Origin of the sequence: Streptomyces sp. NPDC058198, from assembly GCF_042882605.1 — a bacterium.
Taxonomy (GTDB): domain Bacteria; phylum Actinomycetota; class Actinomycetes; order Streptomycetales; family Streptomycetaceae; genus Streptomyces.
The window spans coordinates 493,966-510,265 of the sequence record NZ_JBHVVP010000002.1 but is presented as its reverse complement, the minus strand read 5'-3'; the positions used below and the strand labels follow the sequence as shown (position 1 = coordinate 510,265).

Here is a 16,300-nt window from a genome sequence, read left to right as displayed (position 1 = left end):
GTACTCACGGATACGGTGCGCGTGGCGATTCACTCACCTGACGCCATCGTCCGCGCGGGGCTGGTCAGCTACCTTCAGAACGACCGCCGCACCCGCGAGGTCCCGCCGGGCAAGGCCCAGGAGGCCGACGTCATCGTGGTCGCCGTGGACATCGCCGGCGCCTCCTCCCTGGACCTGCTGGGCACCCTGTGCGACAAGCCCGACGCACGCTTCGCCCTGGTGGTGGGAAAGGAATGGCAGGCCGACGTCTCGGCCGCGGTCGACCGCGGGGTCCGCGCCGTGCTGTGGCGCGACTCCTTCAGCCCGGCGACCTTCATCCAAACCCTGCTGACCATCGCGGACGGCGGCGGGAGCCTCCCGCCCACTCTCCAGGGCACCCTGATGGAGCAAGTCCGGTGGACCCAACGGGAGGTCCTCGCTCCACGGGGCCTGACGGCATCCGGAGTCAGCCCTCGCGAGGTGGACGTGCTGCGCCTGGTCGCCGAGGGCAAGGAGCTCTACGAGATCGCGACGAAGCTCTCCTACTCCGAACGCACCGTCAAGTACATCCTCTACGGACTGATGAAGCGCTTGCAGCTGCGCAACCGCGCCCACGCCGTCTCCTACGCCATACGCGCCGGCCTCATCTGACCCCCGCCAACCGACCACGACCCGGACTCCGTGCACCGGGCTGCTTTTCACCGGTTGGCCCGGCGGCCCGGCAGCGATTGTCAGGGATTCCAGAACACCGTGACTCGTACCTGGCCGAAGCGTCGTGCGGCCAGATCATCCCGCCGGATCACCCAGTGGACGGTGGCGCCCTCCCTGCCACTGATGCCGGGATGCCATTCGGCGAGCAACACCCAATCCTCGGCGGCGTGCGCCGTCCCGGCGCCGGCCCGTTCGCCCGCCTGCTCCACGGCGAGCGACGCAGCCTCCGCGACCGGGTCCAGCTCGTTGCGCTCGTCCGAGGCGTATCCGCCGACCCGCAGCGGCCCGCGTGCGGCGATGTCCTTCTCCTTGTCCAGCCACACGTCGCGCAGTTGCTCGGAGTAGGGGTGCCCGGGGAGCGGGGCGTGCCAGGGCTCGTCGAGGATCTCTGTCCAACAGTGGTAGGGCAGGGAAACATTGGCCGTCATGCGCAGCGGGCCTTGCGGAAAAGCGCGGCAGATCTCCCAATACTCGGGAATTTCGGCGAAGAAATGGGAATCTTTTGCCCGCTCTTCGACGATCGTACCGGCAGGTACATAGAGCACCTCTCCCATAGAGACATTGTGCTCGTTGTCGGGAAAGGCGAACAACAACAGCTGGCCGTCGGGGGGCAACAGGAGATCCGTCGCGCCCTCGGGAAGGGCCGCACAGTCGATAGAGGCAACGAATGGGAACCGAGGAGCCGGGGCATCGACGGGAAGCATCAGGGGGCCGCCGAACTGGGCCACGACCGGCCCGTTTTCGACCGCAGACAGTGTCGCGCATGGACGAGCGATGCCGATCCACCGTTCCACATCGTCGGATGGAATGTCCCGCGCGAGCGCCTCTTCACGGAACGGGCCGAGTTTTTCCAACATCTCTGAATTCATGCGAGAAACGTACAGCCCTTACGAGGCCGGCCCGCTGCCGCCCGAGGCCCTGCGGTCCTCGATGTCCTCGACGTGGGTCAGCAGATAGCGGGGCCCGTCCACCGTGTCCGCGACAACGGAGTTACGCATGGACACCCAGACGAACGAGCCGTCGCGCCGCCCGAGGCGCAACTCGGCGCGGCCACCCTCGGCCGAGGTGCGGAGCAGGATCCCGATGTCCTCGGCGTGCACGAGATCGGAGAATGAGTACCGGCGCATCGCGGACGCGGGCCGGCCGAGCAGTCGACACAACGCGTCATTGGCCCGCACGATCCGGCCGTGCTGATCGCCCCCCATCTCGGCGATGGCCATGCCGCTGGGCGCGTACTCGAACGCCTGCCGGAACGACTCCTCACTCGCGCGCAGCGCCTGCTGCTCCCGCTCCACGCGCACCAAGGCCCGCTGCATGTTCCCACGCAGTCGGGCGTTGCTGATGGCGACTGCGGCGTGGGCCGCGTAGACCTGAAGTGCCTCCCGGCCCCATGGGCCAGGGAGCCGCCCGTTGCGCGGCCGGTCGACCGATATGACGCCGAGGAGTTCCCCCTCACCCTCTCTCGGCAGGTACATCGGTGCGAACAGCCGGTCGGCGGGGTGCCATTCGTCCTCGAACTTGGGTGTGGGTCCTTCGGTGAACCACTGCGGTACGTCGTCGTTGTCAAGGACCCAGCCCTCGATGTGCGGGATGAAGCGGAGGGAGCCCCACGACTCACCAATGGTGAGGCGTCGGTCCCAGGAGGCACGGGAGCCCACTCTGCCGGTGATCAGGGCATCTGCGGCAGGGTTGCCGGAGAAGGCGGCGACCACAAGGTCACCGTCCGGGCGCACCAGATTGACGGCGGCGAGTTCGTATCCGAGTCCCGCGACGACGCCATCGGCAACGGACTGAAGGGTGTCGGCGAGGCTCCGCGCGGGCGACACCTGGGTGATGAGCTGGTCGAGCAGGCTCCGGAGGGTGGCGAGCCGGACATACGGCTCCGACTCGGTGGCGGTCGGCTCGGCGTAGTACCCGGCGCTCGCCTGTGCCGCGGACCAGTTGTCCCAGCCGCCCTGCGAGGTCGCGGCCACGGGCCGGAAAGCCGTGTTGCGCAGGAAGGGTGCCTTGCCCAGGCTGTCACGGCAGAGCCGGTGCGGCTCGGGCAGGGCCTTCAGACCGAGTTCCACCCGCAGCCGCTGGTAGATCGTGTCCAGATCGAGGAATTCGCCGCCCTCCAGGACACCGTCCTTGATCAGTCTGATCAGTTCGCCCGTGAACGCGGTGAACCGCTCGCCGGGCGGGGACACCGCGACCGCGTTCTCAGCGGCGGCGGCGAGCAGATAGGTGCCCTCGACCTCCAGTTCGGCGCCGGCGGACTGGGTGCCGAAGGTGCGCGCGCTGTAACAGCAGTCGGCGATGAGGATCCGCCGGGTGGCGGGGCTGTGCTCGATCGACCGGCGGATCCATTCGTAGGGGACGGCCGTGTCGTGCACGGACATCCGGTCGCTGTCCCCGACGGCCAGGTGCAGTTGGCCCGTCCTCGGTTCGATCAGCCCGTGCCCCGCGTAGTACACCAGCAGGGTGTCCTTGGCGGCTTCCGCCGCCTCCGCCACGAACTTGGACAGCTGACGCGGCGTCTGTGGATCGAGCACCAGATGGCAGTTCTCCTGGGGCAGCCCCCAGATGTTCTGCTGCGCGAAGAGATCCGCGAGGGTCTTCACCCCGCTCTCGACGGCGGGCAGATCGTGGAGCGTGTTGAAGGCACCGACTCCTATGAGCACCGCGCGCGAGGTCGCGGGGTCAGGTGGGTTCGCCACGCCCGTCCCCTTGCCCGTCGGTCCGGTCGTCCTGACTACCGGTCCGGTCGTCTCGACCGTCGGTCCCGCCGCCGGTCCCGCCGCCGGTCAGGGACTCCAGCAGACGCCGCATTTCCTCGGGCGAGGAGTCGGCGATGGTGACCCTGACGCCGTCGGGGCGTTCCACCGTGATGACCGGCTGCCCTGGCCGTGTCGTGCGCCAAGCAGCCATGGACAAGGCGAGCGAGGCGGCGCTGAAGCCGCTGCTCACCACCAGCGAGATCAGGTCGATCGTGTCGCCCTGGGCTCCCGCCCGGGGCGACCGTGCCGTGTCGAGTACGGGGCGCGCGTGGCGACGGGCCGCAGGCTCCGCGAGCAGCCAGGCGTGCAGCGACCGCAGCTCGCCCTCCGCCGTGTCCTCGTCCCCCAAGCCGACGCTTAACCTCACCCCGGTAACCCCTTCGTTTCCGACCCGCCCACGACGGCGGGTGGGACAGCTTAGGGCCCATGGCGCGGAGCATGACATTCCGGTGATCAAGGGCACGGAAATCACGGGGAACGCGTCGACTGCCGGTCCGGCACCGGTCGGAGTCATGCCTGGCGATCAAGCCCGTGGGCCGGGCCTAGACCTTGTCGAGCCAGATCACGATCCCGGTCAGGTCGTTGAGCACGGCCGCGACGCCGGCCCTGATGGCGGCCGCGCAGCGCTCGGGGGTGAACGAGTCGGGGTCGTACGTCGAGGACGCGCCGAGCCCTTCGCCACGGAACGACGCGCCGGACCAGTCGACCGCCGTGACGTTGTCGGTGGGCTCGGCCAGCTCCGCCCCCACGACGAGGAACGGCTGTGACAGGTGGTTGGGGGTGACCATCGCGAGGGGGTCGATGAGGTCGTTGCCCGCGCTGACGATGAGGTCGGGGCGCATGTCCATGGCCTTGCTGATGCTGGGTATGAAGTCGTGAGGCGTGTCGGCGACCACCGTTCTGAGGTCGACGTGCTCCTCCTCGGCCCAGTCCTTGACCGCCGTCACGAGGGCCTTGGTAGGACGGTCGTCACCCGTGGTGAGCAGCACCACGCGGTAGTCCTTGGACGGGTGGACCCCGGTCCAGGAGCCGGGCCGCGGCGTCGCGGTCGCCTCCGGAGCGAGCGAGGCGGAGGGGTCGACGAACCCCCGGCCGAGAGTGCCGACGGCGGTGGGCTCAGGATGCGGCCGTGACCAGTCGTCGCCGGAGCTGCATCCGGTGACCAGCGCGGCGGCCGCGGCCAGCGTGGCGACGGCCCGAAGCGGGGAGCGCAAGGCGATCTTCCTCCGAGTGGTGGTGGATAGTGCGCCTACATCCTCCTATCCCGGCTTCTTACTCCTTCATCCTCAGGTGTCGTCATAGAGCTTGTTTTTCCGCTCTTCGCCGATTGGCCGGGACGTGTTCACCCGTGACATGCACCGTGCACTGGCAACCTGAAGGAGCCAGTCACATGTCACGACACCTCCGCCGCGCCCTGGTCGGGGTCACCGCCGCGGTGATCGCTCTCCTGAGCCTCGGCCCGTCGGCGCAGGCCCACGGATTCACCTCGTCCGTATACGCCGACGTCACCTCGGGCGAAGCGGGTCATATACGGACGAAACTAAAACTTGAGTACGACCTCTTCGTCGTATCCGCCGCCGACTCCGAGGGCGACGATCCTCTCTTCCGGACGGGAAACGCCGCGTTCGAGGACGGTGACACCGGCGCACAGGCCGCGGCGCTCAACGCCCACGCCGATTCGGCCGTCTCGTACGTCACCAAGCGCTTCTCGGTCTCCTCGGACGGCGCGGCCTGCACACCGACTCAGGTGGGCGACTTCACGATGGGCCGGCGGGAGGGCGTGCCGTACGCCGATCTGCTGCTCGACTGGGCCTGTCCCGAGGGGGGCGGCGACCGCGAGGTGCGCAGCGAGCTGTTCCCCGACGCCGAGACCTATGTCACCGGCACCAAGACGATCGTCACCTACGAGATCGACGGCCGCTCGGGCAGCGCCGCGCTCGACGCCGGCCATCCGTCCTTCTCGATGGAGCAGTCGTGGTACGAGCGGTTCTGGGAGTTCTTCCGCCTGGGCGCCGAGCATCTGCTGAGCGGGATCGACCACATCCTGTTCCTGCTGGCGCTCATCGCCGGGTCACGGCGGCTGCGCGAGATCGTGCTCGCGGCCACCAGTTTCACCCTGGCGCACTCGGTGACGTTCATGCTCGCCGCCCTCGGTCTGGTCGACGTGCCGTCGAGCGTCGTGGAGCCCGTCATCGCGCTGTCGATCGCCGTGGTGGCCGGCTGGTACCTCTGGCAGATCCGGCGACGCGGCGGCCACGCCGCCGACCTCGGCCCCGCCCCTGACCTCGACCCCGACCTCGACGGGACGCCGGGACGCGGTCACTTCGGCCTGGACCGTGCGGGCCGGCTCCGCCTCGGCGTCGTGTTCTGCTTCGGCCTCGTGCACGGCCTGGGCTTCGCGGGCGCGCTGGGCATCGACGAGGCGTTCTCGTGGACCCTGCTGTGGTCGCTCCTGGTGTTCAACGTCGGTATCGAGGCTGTGCAGTTGGCGATCATCGCCCTTGTCTTCCCGCTGCTGACCGTGGTGCGCCGCCGTACGCCGAGGGCCGGCCTCTGGGCGACCGGTGTGATCTCCGCGGGTGTGTCCGCCATGGGGCTGGTGTGGTTCACGCAACGGCTGTTCGGACTGTGAGACCGGCGCGGGTCTCCGGGGAAGTCCAGAAGTTCAGCTGGCCCGAAGGTCGCATTCGCCTCCGATTCACCAACAGCCGAGAAGTTGTGGATTCCCAATACATCCACCCACGTGGGTAAAAGGAACGTAAAATAATGACATTCAGACCTTCGGCGCAGGCTTCCGGGCCTGCGCGACGCCGTGTGGCCACAGGGGCCGCGGCGGCAATCCTGGGCTTGGCCGTGGCCTTCGGCGGCGGCATGACGTCCCCCGCCGGCGCCGCCGAGCCCGCCACGCTCACCGGCATCATCCTCGGTGTAGGCGCCAACGAGTCCCAGCGCACGGTGACGTGGTACTCCTCGGCCGACACCGCGCAGAAGCTCCAGGTCGCCCCGACCGCGGAGCTCGCCGACGGCGAGTTCCCGGCCGGCGCCGCCACCTTCGACGCCATCGGCGCGGCGAACATCGCCACAAGCGGCGGCTTCAACCGCCACGCCACGATCACCGGCCTCAAGGAGCACACGCAGTACTCCTACCGCGTCGGCACCGAGGGCAACTGGTCCTCGGCGTACGCCTTCAAGACGCAGGACTTCGAGGGCGACTACGACTTCCTGTTCTACGGCGACCCGCAGATCGGCTCGTCCGGCGATCTGGCGAAGGACCAGGCCGGCTGGCAGGACACCGTGGACGTCTCTCTGGCGGCCAACCCGAACGCCGAACTCCTGGTGTCGGGCGGTGACCAGGTCGAGACCGCCAACAACGAATCACAGTGGAACTCCTTCCTGGCACCCGACCAGCTGCGTCAGTACCCGTGGGCCGCCACCATCGGCAACCACGACGTCGGCGGCAAGGCCTACGAGCAGCACTTCTCCACCCCGAACACGGACCGCTCGGCCCCGCTGTACTCCAACGGGAACCCGGCGTCCAACACCTCCGGCGGTGACTACTGGTACATCTACAAGGATGTGCTGTTCATCGACCTCAACAGCAACAGCTACGCCACCTCCCAGGGTGGCGGCGGCGACGCGGCGCACCTCGCCTACGTCACCGACGTCATCAACAAGCACGGTGCCGAGGCCAAGTGGAAGGTGCTCACCTACCACCACGCGATCTACTCGCCGGCCGACCACGCCAAGGACTCCGACAACAAGGTCCGCCGTGTCGACTTCCCGACCACCTTCTCCAAGCTCGGCGTCGACCTGGTGCTCCAGGGCCACGACCACAGCTACTCCCGCAGCTACCTGATCAAGAACGGCGAGAAGGCGAACCCGGCCGAGCAGCCCGGCGCCTCCGACGTGTACGCCGGTCCCGGCGGTGTCCTCTACGTGACGGGGAACTCCGCCTCGGGCTCGAAGTACTACGACATCACCAAGCCGGACAGCAGCGGCACGAGCGGCGCCGGCAACGGTGCGGACCCGCTGAACCCGGACAGCTACTGGTACAACTCGGTCCAGAACCAGGAGCACGTCCGCACCTACGTCAAGGTCCAGGTGCGCAACGACAAGCTCGTCGTCGAGAACGTCCGCAGCGGTACCTGCGCTGCTCCGAACGCCCAGGTGGAGAAGGGCAGCTGGTGCAACAACACCCCTGAGGGCCAGCCGGTCGGCTCGCTCGTCGACAAGGTCACGGTGCACCCGTACCACGGCGACAGCCAGGACCTCCAGGTCAACGTGCCGAACGCCGCTCCGGGCGAGTTCGGCTGGACGATCGACGGCTACAACGGCCTGGTGGACCTCGGCACCGCCGAGGAGACCAACGGCACCCACTTCGAGGCGCGCGGCAAGATCAACCCCATCCTCGTCTCGGACAGCCGCCGCTCGCTCGCTCCTTGGTCGATCTCGGCCAACGTGAGTGACTTCAAGGACGCCGGCAAGACGTTCTCCGGCTCCTACCTCGGTTGGACGCCGCGCGTGCTCGTGAACGGCGCGGGGTCCAAGGCCGGCGTCTCGGTTGCCTCCGGCTACGACGACCAGGGCAAGGGTCTGTCCGTCTCGCGCAGCCTCGGTTCGGCCGAGCAGGGCCACGCCCGGGGTACGGCCAAGCTGGGCGCTGACCTGGGCCTGAAGATCCCGGACAGCGTCGAGAAGGGCGGCTACCGCGCCACTCTCACGATCACTGCGCTGAGCAGCTGATCCGACTCCATCTGATCCGATCTGACCTGATCCGATCCGATCCGATCTGACCCGTTCCACCTGGCGGGGCAGGCGCCTTCGGGTGACCTGCCCCGCCTCCCGTTCCAGGAGAACCCCACCATGCTCACGCCCGTAACGCGCCGGAAGACCGGCGTCACCGCCTTCGTCCGTACCGTCGCCCTGCCCCTGCTCATGGCCCTCGCAATCGCCGGCCTGTGCGCCGGCCCCGCTCAGGCGGCCGACGGCGACGTCACCTGGACGGTCAGGACGGCCGCGAACGGGTACGGCGACGACCGGTCCAGCTACAGCTATGCCGTCAACCCCGGTGGCCAGGTCAAGGACGCCATGGTCGTCGCCAACCGCAGCACGTCCCCGCTCGAACTCACGGTCTACGCCGCCGACGGCTTCACGACCGACACGGGCCAACTCGATCTGCTCACCAAGGACAAGAAGTCCGTCGGCCTCGGCGCCTGGGCCCACGCCGCCCGCGACAGCGTCGTGATCAAGCCCGGCAAGTCCGCCGAAGTCCCCTTCACGGTCAGCGTTCCGGGCAATGCCACGCCCGGCGACTACGTGGGCGGCATCCTCACCTCCCTGAAGCAGGCCGACGAAGCCGAGGGCATCAATGTCGACCGGCGCCTCGGTATCCGGGTCAAGCTGCGGGTCAGTGGCGAGCTCAAGCCGAAGCTCACGATCGAGGACCTCCAGGTGGACTACGCCAGCTCCTTCAACCCGTTCGCCAAGGGTGACGCCACCGTCACCTACACGATCCACAACACGGGCAACGCCCTCCTGTCGGCCCGGCAGACGGTGTCGGTCTCGGGTCCGTTCGGGTGGCTGCGAGCCGAAGCGGGCGACATCGCCCCGCCGCCGGAGCTGCTTCCAGGTGAGAGCTGGAAGACGAAGGTGCCCGTTCACGGCGTGACGCCCGGAGTCAGCCTGGCCGCGACCGCGACCCTCACGCCCCTGCTCACCGACGCGTCGGGCTCCACCACCTCACTCAAGCCGGTCGAGGCCACGGCGCACGGCTGGGCCGTCCCCTGGACGCTGTTGCTGCTGATCGTCGTCCTGCTCGCGGCCGTCGTCGGTACGTTCATCCTCACCCGCCGCACCCGCGCACGTCGCAAGGTGCGTGAGGACGCCCGCGTACACAACGCCGTCGAGCAGGCGCTCCGCGACACGGAGCGGGACCGGCAGAGCTGACCGGCGCGGACCGGACGGGCGGACCGGACAGCTCGCCGAATCCGCCGTTGGGAGAGCGGCCGACCGCCACGGCCCAGGCGGCTGGCCCCGCCGGGGCCTGCGGACCCGGCCGCCTTTGTTGCCTTGGCAGCGGCAGTGAGGTGATCTCACCTACTTCAGGTGAGTCGGCCGTGTTCGAAATGGGTGAGAACGAGTGGGGCTTTGACGATGTCGCCGATCTTGCGGGGGCTGGCGGCGATGTGGTGGAGGGTGCGCCAGCGGCCGGTGAGTAGTGCGAAGCCGCGTTCACCCAGGCAGCGCAGTCCGCGTAGGAGCGCGTTGTAGGTGCGGTTGTCCACGTCGAGTACTTGGTCACCGGCAGGTTGCTTGAGTGGGGTGTGCACGCCGATGCCCGCGCCTTCGTAGCCGCCGTCGGACAGAGTCGGTAGTTCGAGTTGGGACGCTGCCCAGTACAGGGCGCCGAGCACGTGCTCGCGGGCCACGGTGAGGTCGTGCACCGAGCCGGGTTCGACATCGGCTACCCACAGCGGAAAGCCGTCCGGTTCCATGACTGCCTGGATGTCGCCGCCGTGCTCGTGGGCTTTCCCGGAGCACCACAGGTCAACCTGTTTCCCTTTCACGCTCGTGGTTTTCTCGTCACAGCGATCAGTGCAGAAGATCTTCCCGTCCAGGACCACATACGCCAGCCCGTCGGCCTTGGCCTTCTGCAGAGCTTCGTGCAGATCGGGCGCCTGGTTGGCGAGCACCTCGATGACCTCGTCGAGGTACCGGTACCCAGTCGCGCGGGAGATCCCGTGATCCCGCGCCAACGCGGTGACCTCAACATTCTGGCGGAACCACCGCAAGCCCAGTACCGCTTGGCGGAAGCAGGTCAATGCCCTGCTGTTCTTGCGGGTACTGCGCCGACGACGTTCGATGTGGCGCAGTCGGCTGAGGTACTGGGCGAGTTCGCGTGGCACGTCAAGCATGGCTTGATAGGTGATCACGTGGGGTCCCTAACGGTGAAGATGATCTTTGGCGAGACTTCTTCTACCAGGGACTCCACGCCCACCTTCAGGCCCACCCCACGGCCATCCTTGGCTATGACGGTCTGATTTGGCCCCACCCTGGGCTTGCTGGGCCTCGTGGCGGGAGCGGGTCTGGGCGAGGCGGTAGGAGTGTGTGCCGATCTCGATGATGTTGCCGCCGTAGGTGAGCCGGTCGACGATGGCCCGCGCACAAGCGCGGGTTGGTGAAGGTCTTGGTCCATCCGGAGAAGGATTCGTTGGAGGCAATCGCGACGCTGTCGCGTTCTTCGCGCTCGGTCAGGACCTGGAAGAGGCCAAATCAAGCCGGGGATGCTGGCTTGTCGGTGCTCGGACCTAGTATGCGGAGCATGACGCGGTATGTTGACGAGGATCTGCACGGTGCGGAGTTCCGCGAGTGCGATCTGACCGGGGCACGCCTGATCGGCGTCGTCATGCAGGATGCCGTGATCGACGGGCTCATCACCAACCTCGTGGTGAACGGTGTCGAGGTCACCGAGTACGTCGAGGCAGAGCTCGACCGGCGTCATCCGGTGCGGGTGCTGATCCGCTCCGAGGACCCTGCCGAGCTGCGCGAGGCATCGCGTCAGCTCCATGTCGGCTGGGCCGCCACGATCGAGCGAATCCGCCGTACGCCCGGCATCGAGCGCCGCAGCGTGAACGACGAGTGGTCGGCGGTGCAGACGATGCGCCACCTGGTCTTCGTCCACGACTCGTGGTTCCGCCGCTGCTGCCTGGGCTCGACGGAGCTGTTCACGCCGATGGGCATCGGGACGACCGTTGAGCCCTACCGTGGAGCGCACGGGCTTGACCTCTCGCTCGATCCGGCCCTCGACGAGATCGTGAGCGTGCGTGACGCACAGGTCGCCGAGCTCGAGGCCTGGCTCGACGAGGTCACCGCTGTGCAGCTCGCAGCGCGAGCGCCGGTGCCCGACGACGATGTCTGGCCGCCCTACGCCCGGGGCCGCTTGGTGCGGCAGTGCCTCGGCACGGTGCTCAACGAGACCTTCGAGCACCACGGCTTCTGCGTCCGCGACCTCGACCTGATCGAGGCACAGGACGCTGAGTAGGGCCGGCTACGGACTCAGCATCTTGCGGATACGGGCAGCGCTGACCGTCTGCGCGGTGCCGAGCTGCTGGGCCCAGAGCTGGACGCGGTACTTCTCGAGCATCCGTCGGGCCTGACCTAGGTGCTGGCCGGGCGGGCGGCCGTCGGGAGCACCGCGAGCTGGTGGAGGTGCGCCACCTGGAGGTCGGCGATGCGGTCCATCAGTGCGCGATCGGCGGCGATGGTCGTGTCCAGCTCGCGGCGCCGCTCGACGACGCCCTGAGGTAGACCGGGAAGCGCTCCTGTCAAGCCTCCAGGTGGGGCCAAATCAAGCCGCTAAACCCAGCTATTGCCACAGACACAGGCAGAACCGCTTACATCAAGCCGATCTTGCTGAGATCACCTCAGTCGGTCCGACCGTATCCGGTTCGGGAATAGTGGAAACGGCCCTGCAAACTTCCGATGGAAATGGGCGGCCAACTGCGGTGTTGAATTCCCGCAGTTCTTCTACGATGCCTCGCCCCCTTCTGCCACGTCGAAGCACGGAAGCGAAACCGGCCGACGAATGGCGAGAGGGAGCGGCGGACATCGCCGGGCACCGCCGGCCGGGTACGGGCCGCTCTGTCCATCCGTAAATGCCTTGATGTGATTGGCGCCCGGATGGACACACAGAGTAACCAACCGCGCGACCAGGCCGAAGTCGCTCAGCCACCGTCGCACTGGTCTTCCAGGCCGAAGTGCCGTGCCGCCAGGGGACTTTCGTACGGCTGTGCGTCGATTCCTGCTTCCAGTGGGCGCAGAGGGTAGTTGGGCGTGTCAAGCCGTCAACCTCCCTACTCTCTCCATAGATCGCCCCGCTCAAGTAATTCCCATGACCAAGGGATTCCGTTTCGGAGCCCCTGAGGGGAAGAACGCATGCAGAATTCGCGAGGTACTGTCCGACCATCAATCGGAGCCCGGCTCGACCGACTTCCGGTGACAGCACGCCACAAGCGCTTCATCAATGTCATGGCGCTCGGCAACTTCTTCGAGATCTACGAACTCTTCCTGACGGCCGTCCTGCTGAGCACTCTCAAGAAGACCTTCTCTCTGAGCGGCTTATCTCTGTCGCTGTTCCTCGCGTCGACCGTCGTCGGAGGCTTCCTCGGCGCGGTCGTGGTGGGGCGGGTGGCGGACCGGATCGGGCGACGGGGCGCCTACATGATCACGCTCAGCCTGTACTCGGCGGGTACGATCGCCTGCGCCTGCGCGCCGAACATCTGGACTTTGATCGCCTGCCGTTTCGTCATCGGCATCGGACTCGGCGGCGAACTTCCGGTAACGGATTCCTATCTGGCCGACATTCTGCCGCCGGCCCGACGCGGTTACTACGCGGCAAGGGCCTACACGTGCGCCCATGTCGCCGTACCCGTTGTCGGCGTTCTGGGACTGCTGCTCGTCGACAAAGCCCCGTTCGGTGTCGCGGGATGGCGGTGGATGTTCGCGATCGGATCCCTCGGCGCACTCCTGACCTTCTTCGTCCGCAGAGGTCTGCCCGAGTCACCCCGGTGGCTGGAGACGGTCGGACGGTCGGCGGAAGCGGACAAGGTAACCGCCGTCTTCGAGAAGGCCGCGGAGGCGGAGGGGTGGCGGCCGCCACCCGCGGCCATGAAGGAAGAGGCGCTCCCACCGCCCGTGGAAAAGAGCCTGCCCGTCCGCGCGCTCTTTCGGGCGCCCCTGTCCCGCCGTACAGCGCTGATGGCCTTTCTGTTTGCTCTCGGGCCGATCGGCTACTACGGCTTCAGCAGCCTCGCCACGCTCGCGCTGGAGGCGAAGGGCTTCAATATCGGCAGCTCGCTGACATTTATGACGCTGTCGTTCCTCGGATCGCCGATCGGCTCGTACCTGTCCATGCACATCGTGGAGAGGGCCGAGCGGAAGTGGATCCTGTGTGTGGCGCTGATGGCCATGGCGGCGATCGGACTCGCTTACGGATACGCGCAGTCGGCGGTAATGATCACAGCTCTCGGTTTCTGCTTCACCGTGGTGGCCAACATCAAGATCAATGCCACCCACATCTACCAGTTGGAACAGTTCCCGACGAGCCTGCGCACCACGGCCAACGGCTGGATGTTCTCGCTGAACCGGCTGTCCACCGCAGTAGCGCCCTTCTATATGATCCCGCTCTTCTACGGCGCCGGAGTGGGTGCCGTATTCCTCGTGGGGGCGGCGGCAATACTACTGGCCGCGACCGCTGTCGCTTTCGGTGTGCGGACCAGAGGGCTCTCGCTGGAAAACATCAATATGGTGTCTCGGCCCGAGGGTCCACCGACGGCTATTATCCCTTCGCCCCACACTCGCGCCACGACCAGGAAGCCGTAAGTCTCCGTCGTAGGCACCAGGGCCCCGGGCCGCACACCGGGGCTGTCGGCTGACGCCGTGCCCGATTCGCTGCAGAACCCCATGCCCGCCCACGCAAAACGCTCGGCTGGGAGAACCCAGCCGAGCGTCTGGTTGAGCCGCTGACAACAGCCGGTCGACCCAGCAGGTCGCTACGCCCCCTCGAATTCAACGGGGAGGGTTTTGCGCCGCCGGCGTGGCTCTAGGCTGCCATCAGGTCAGATCGTCGGTGTCTCATCGACGACCTCCTTGTGCGGTTCGACGACGAACTTCCAGCCATCGCTGGGCTCCAGGAACCGCACTCGGGTCGGGTAGATGTCCAAGGCACGGCGGTCGCGGTTCTGGCCGCTCGTGTTCTTCCGCCCCCGGGTCGGCTCCTCGAACAGGTCGACCTTGACGTCCGGCACCGCGACGACTTCCTCGCTCCAGCGCTGAACGATCCCCACGCCGAACGCGTCCCGCGCGGCGGAGTAGAGCGACTCCAGAGATTCCTTGTTCCCGTTGGGCACGAAGAGGGCGAGGTTCAGGAGGACGCCAGCACTCTGGAGAACCTCGATTTCTTCCCCCGCCTTGTCGGCAACCCAGATCCCGCGCTCTTCGGAATCATCCGGGAGAACATGGATTTCCTCGCCGAAGATCGTCCTCGCGGTGAAGGACCCTCCCTCAAAATTCTTGCCCGGCTCCGTAAGGAAAGCCGGGGCGTAGCAGTCGAGAGGAAGGCCATCCATCCCTGCCGAGACGAAGATGCCGTCCTGGAGGCCCAACTCCGAAACATCCCCGGCCGTAAGACGTCGAGCCGTAACCTTCTCGGTATTCACGCCATACCCCTTTTTTCGCGGCGTCCTGTGAATTCATTAAGACTCTACCACGAAAACGACCGGCCAGTTTCCGTCACGCATTTCTTCGCGCTCCAAATCAGTCGTCAAGTGGAATGCGAGCGGACATCTTGGGCGATCACTTCTGGCGGATAAATGAAACGGTCATATCGAATCGCGACCCGGCCGCGGATAGCCGATCGCATCGATTTCCTCAGCCACGTCGGACAGATCGGTCTCAGCGTTCAACAACGACACTATTTCCGGCGTCAGCGGTCGCCACGCATACACATGACGCACGGCTTCCAGGTTCACGAGAACCTCGTAGTAGTCCTCAGCGAACCGCTGGTATGCCTCCGGCGAACGATCCACCAGCAGGTGGAACAGCCCCTCCGCCCCATCAGGATCGTCACGGCCCTCGGGAAAATCGATCGTTCCGCACCTCCACTGGCTGTCCGCCACCTCGCGCCACAGGCAGGCGGTCACAACGGGCATGTTGCCCTCGTCGGTGAACGCGGGCTCCTCGACCCACGGCCGGAAGACCGAGGGAACACCGTCGATCACCCCCGGCCAGGGCTCGCCATCATGGGCGTACGGGCTCATCGGTGACTCGTGGTCGAATCCGCGGACATAGGCACCTACCGCCGAGAAGACGATGGAGTACTCGTCCCCGGAGCCGTTGCGCATCGAGGCCATCTCATTGCCATCGGTCCAGGCAGAGTTGAAGGAGTAGTACCGGTACTCCCAGTCAGGGCTGAGGATCATATCGAGCACCGCCAAGGAACGGCACAGGTTCCGCAGGTCACCGATGGCGGGAAGTCGTCGAGCGACGTCATACACAGTCACGCGCTCATCCAACCGCACGCCTCTGACACCGGGACGGCTCGACCGAATGAGTCAGAAGGTGCCGAAGAAGCGATGCCACCAGGTGGGCCGCTGAACGTGCCGGGGCAGCCGGCTCGGCTCGTCGTAGTCGAGCTCCAGCAGTTCTTCGGGAACCACCGCATACCCGAGGTCGACCAGCGCTCGATCGACCTTGGCGAGATCGGCGGCGTCCAACGCCCCCTCGGCCTGAGCGTCGTCCGTACCGAAGAAGGCTCCTGGGTTATCGGTACAGACGAGAGCCAAGGAGCCGAACTTACTCACGCAGACAACGATCCGGGTTCCACACACCGTTGCTTCCGCGGGTACGACGACACGTCCGTACTCGCTGGAGTCCTGGGCGTCCTGCTCAGCCGTGCAGCGAGCCGCGAAGCTGTCTTCGAGCCGCGCCACCAAGCTTCCGAACAGAACGGCGGTCTCACCGCGGTCGTAATACCCCGGCCATTCCAGCCACTCCGGGTCATCGAGGTCACGCAGCAGCGTCAGCAGATCCACTTCGTTCACCGTCACCCGCCCACCCTGACGTGGGGCTGCCCCCGGAGCTACACGAAGTGCCGCCCAGCACGCCCTTCCGGCCTCTGAACTCCCGACGACACAGTGGCGCGGGCCTGGCCATGCGAGACGACGGCCGCCCGCCGCACCGGGAGCATCTCTTGTCCGTACCTGTGGTGGGCATGGACGGGAAGCGCGCTACGCGACACAGGAGCGGTCAGCACGGCGCCGCACCGCGCACACGCGAACACATCGGCCATCGAT

15 protein-coding genes and 3 pseudogenes are annotated in these 16,300 nt (G+C 66.9%); 6 read left to right on the top strand and 12 right to left on the bottom strand.

All coding sequences use genetic code 11. The annotated features are described in order from the left end of the window. The first annotated feature begins 21 nt into the window (after window positions 1–21). Entirely contained in the window at window positions 22–630 is a 609-nt protein-coding gene (locus tag ACFVWW_RS10735; protein WP_384179333.1) for a response regulator transcription factor, read from the top strand. Window positions 631–710: 80 nt separating this feature from the next. On the opposite strand, the gene ACFVWW_RS10730 is transcribed toward ACFVWW_RS10735, so the two are convergent. The 5 genes and pseudogenes from ACFVWW_RS10730 to ACFVWW_RS10710 form a co-directional block, all read right to left on the bottom strand. Then, window positions 711–1,559 carry a DUF1963 domain-containing protein gene (locus ACFVWW_RS10730; RefSeq protein ID WP_386877237.1) on the bottom strand — a complete coding sequence of 283 codons (849 nt, stop codon included), beginning with the start codon at window positions 1,557–1,559 and terminating at the stop codon, window positions 711–713. A gap of 48 nt (window positions 1,560–1,607) precedes the next feature. Next, a pseudogene (gene cdgB / locus ACFVWW_RS10725) lies at window positions 1,608–2,540 on the bottom strand (diguanylate cyclase CdgB); the annotation flags it as partial. A gap of 222 nt (window positions 2,541–2,762) precedes the next feature. Further along, window positions 2,763–3,353 (bottom strand): annotated as a pseudogene (locus ACFVWW_RS10720) (caspase family protein); the annotation flags it as partial. 19 nt (window positions 3,354–3,372) lie between these two features. After that, window positions 3,373–3,798 (bottom strand): hypothetical protein, encoded by a 426-nt coding sequence (locus ACFVWW_RS10715; protein WP_386877236.1) that lies wholly within the window; start codon window positions 3,796–3,798, stop codon window positions 3,373–3,375. A gap of 193 nt (window positions 3,799–3,991) precedes the next feature. Further along, on the bottom strand, window positions 3,992–4,663 hold the full coding sequence (locus ACFVWW_RS10710; protein ID WP_386877235.1) for a hypothetical protein: 672 nt from the start codon (window positions 4,661–4,663) through the stop codon (window positions 3,992–3,994). A gap of 176 nt (window positions 4,664–4,839) precedes the next feature. On the opposite strand from ACFVWW_RS10710, the gene ACFVWW_RS10705 reads away from it, so the two are divergent. From ACFVWW_RS10705 to ACFVWW_RS10695, 3 genes are all read left to right on the top strand, one after another. Next, entirely contained in the window at window positions 4,840–6,081 is a 1,242-nt protein-coding gene (locus ACFVWW_RS10705; protein ID WP_386877234.1) for a HupE/UreJ family protein, read from the top strand. 134 nt (window positions 6,082–6,215) lie between these two features. After that, window positions 6,216–8,192 (top strand): fibronectin type III domain-containing protein, encoded by a 1,977-nt coding sequence (locus tag ACFVWW_RS10700; protein ID WP_386877233.1) that lies wholly within the window; start codon window positions 6,216–6,218, stop codon window positions 8,190–8,192. 120 nt (window positions 8,193–8,312) lie between these two features. Continuing rightward, window positions 8,313–9,395: a WxL protein peptidoglycan domain-containing protein gene (locus ACFVWW_RS10695; RefSeq protein WP_386877232.1), complete on the top strand. Its 1,083-nt coding sequence runs from the start codon at window positions 8,313–8,315 to the stop codon at window positions 9,393–9,395. A 155-nt stretch (window positions 9,396–9,550) separates the two neighbouring features. Here the strand turns inward: ACFVWW_RS10695 and ACFVWW_RS10690 are convergent, their stop codons facing one another. Continuing rightward, window positions 9,551–10,381, bottom strand: a complete 831-nt coding sequence (locus ACFVWW_RS10690) for a transposase family protein (protein ID WP_386877231.1) — start codon at window positions 10,379–10,381, stop codon at window positions 9,551–9,553. Window positions 10,382–10,504: 123 nt separating this feature from the next. Continuing rightward, window positions 10,505–10,715, bottom strand: a pseudogene (locus tag ACFVWW_RS10685) (ATP-binding protein); the annotation flags it as partial. Window positions 10,716–10,770: 55 nt separating this feature from the next. Here ACFVWW_RS10685 and ACFVWW_RS10680 point away from each other — a divergent pair. After that, complete coding sequence (locus ACFVWW_RS10680; protein ID WP_386877230.1) at window positions 10,771–11,490, top strand: DinB family protein; 720 nt, start codon at window positions 10,771–10,773, stop codon at window positions 11,488–11,490. A 6-nt stretch (window positions 11,491–11,496) separates the two neighbouring features. Here ACFVWW_RS10680 and ACFVWW_RS10675 read toward each other — a convergent pair whose 3' ends face one another. Beyond that, a complete protein-coding gene (locus ACFVWW_RS10675) occupies window positions 11,497–11,592 on the bottom strand; it encodes a DUF3418 domain-containing protein (protein ID WP_383914470.1) in 96 nt (31 codons plus the stop codon). A gap of 14 nt (window positions 11,593–11,606) precedes the next feature. Next, the gene (locus tag ACFVWW_RS10670) at window positions 11,607–11,777 is read right to left on the bottom strand and encodes a hypothetical protein (RefSeq protein ID WP_383914468.1); all 171 of its coding nucleotides are present in this window, start codon (window positions 11,775–11,777) and stop codon (window positions 11,607–11,609) included. A 666-nt stretch (window positions 11,778–12,443) separates the two neighbouring features. On the opposite strand from ACFVWW_RS10670, the gene ACFVWW_RS10665 reads away from it, so the two are divergent. Then, window positions 12,444–13,829, top strand: coding sequence for an MFS transporter (locus tag ACFVWW_RS10665; protein WP_386877229.1), 1,386 nt, complete (start codon window positions 12,444–12,446; stop codon window positions 13,827–13,829). A gap of 236 nt (window positions 13,830–14,065) precedes the next feature. Here the strand turns inward: ACFVWW_RS10665 and ACFVWW_RS10660 are convergent, their stop codons facing one another. The 3 genes from ACFVWW_RS10660 to ACFVWW_RS10650 form a co-directional block, all read right to left on the bottom strand. After that, entirely contained in the window at window positions 14,066–14,665 is a 600-nt protein-coding gene (locus ACFVWW_RS10660) for a hypothetical protein (RefSeq protein WP_384328412.1), read from the bottom strand. A gap of 162 nt (window positions 14,666–14,827) precedes the next feature. After that, window positions 14,828–15,508: a hypothetical protein gene (locus ACFVWW_RS10655; RefSeq protein WP_386877228.1), complete on the bottom strand. Its 681-nt coding sequence runs from the start codon at window positions 15,506–15,508 to the stop codon at window positions 14,828–14,830. Between the two features lie 51 nt (window positions 15,509–15,559). After that, window positions 15,560–16,054 (bottom strand): hypothetical protein, encoded by a 495-nt coding sequence (locus ACFVWW_RS10650; protein WP_389679475.1) that lies wholly within the window; start codon window positions 16,052–16,054, stop codon window positions 15,560–15,562. Window positions 16,055–16,300: the final 246 nt, after the last annotated feature.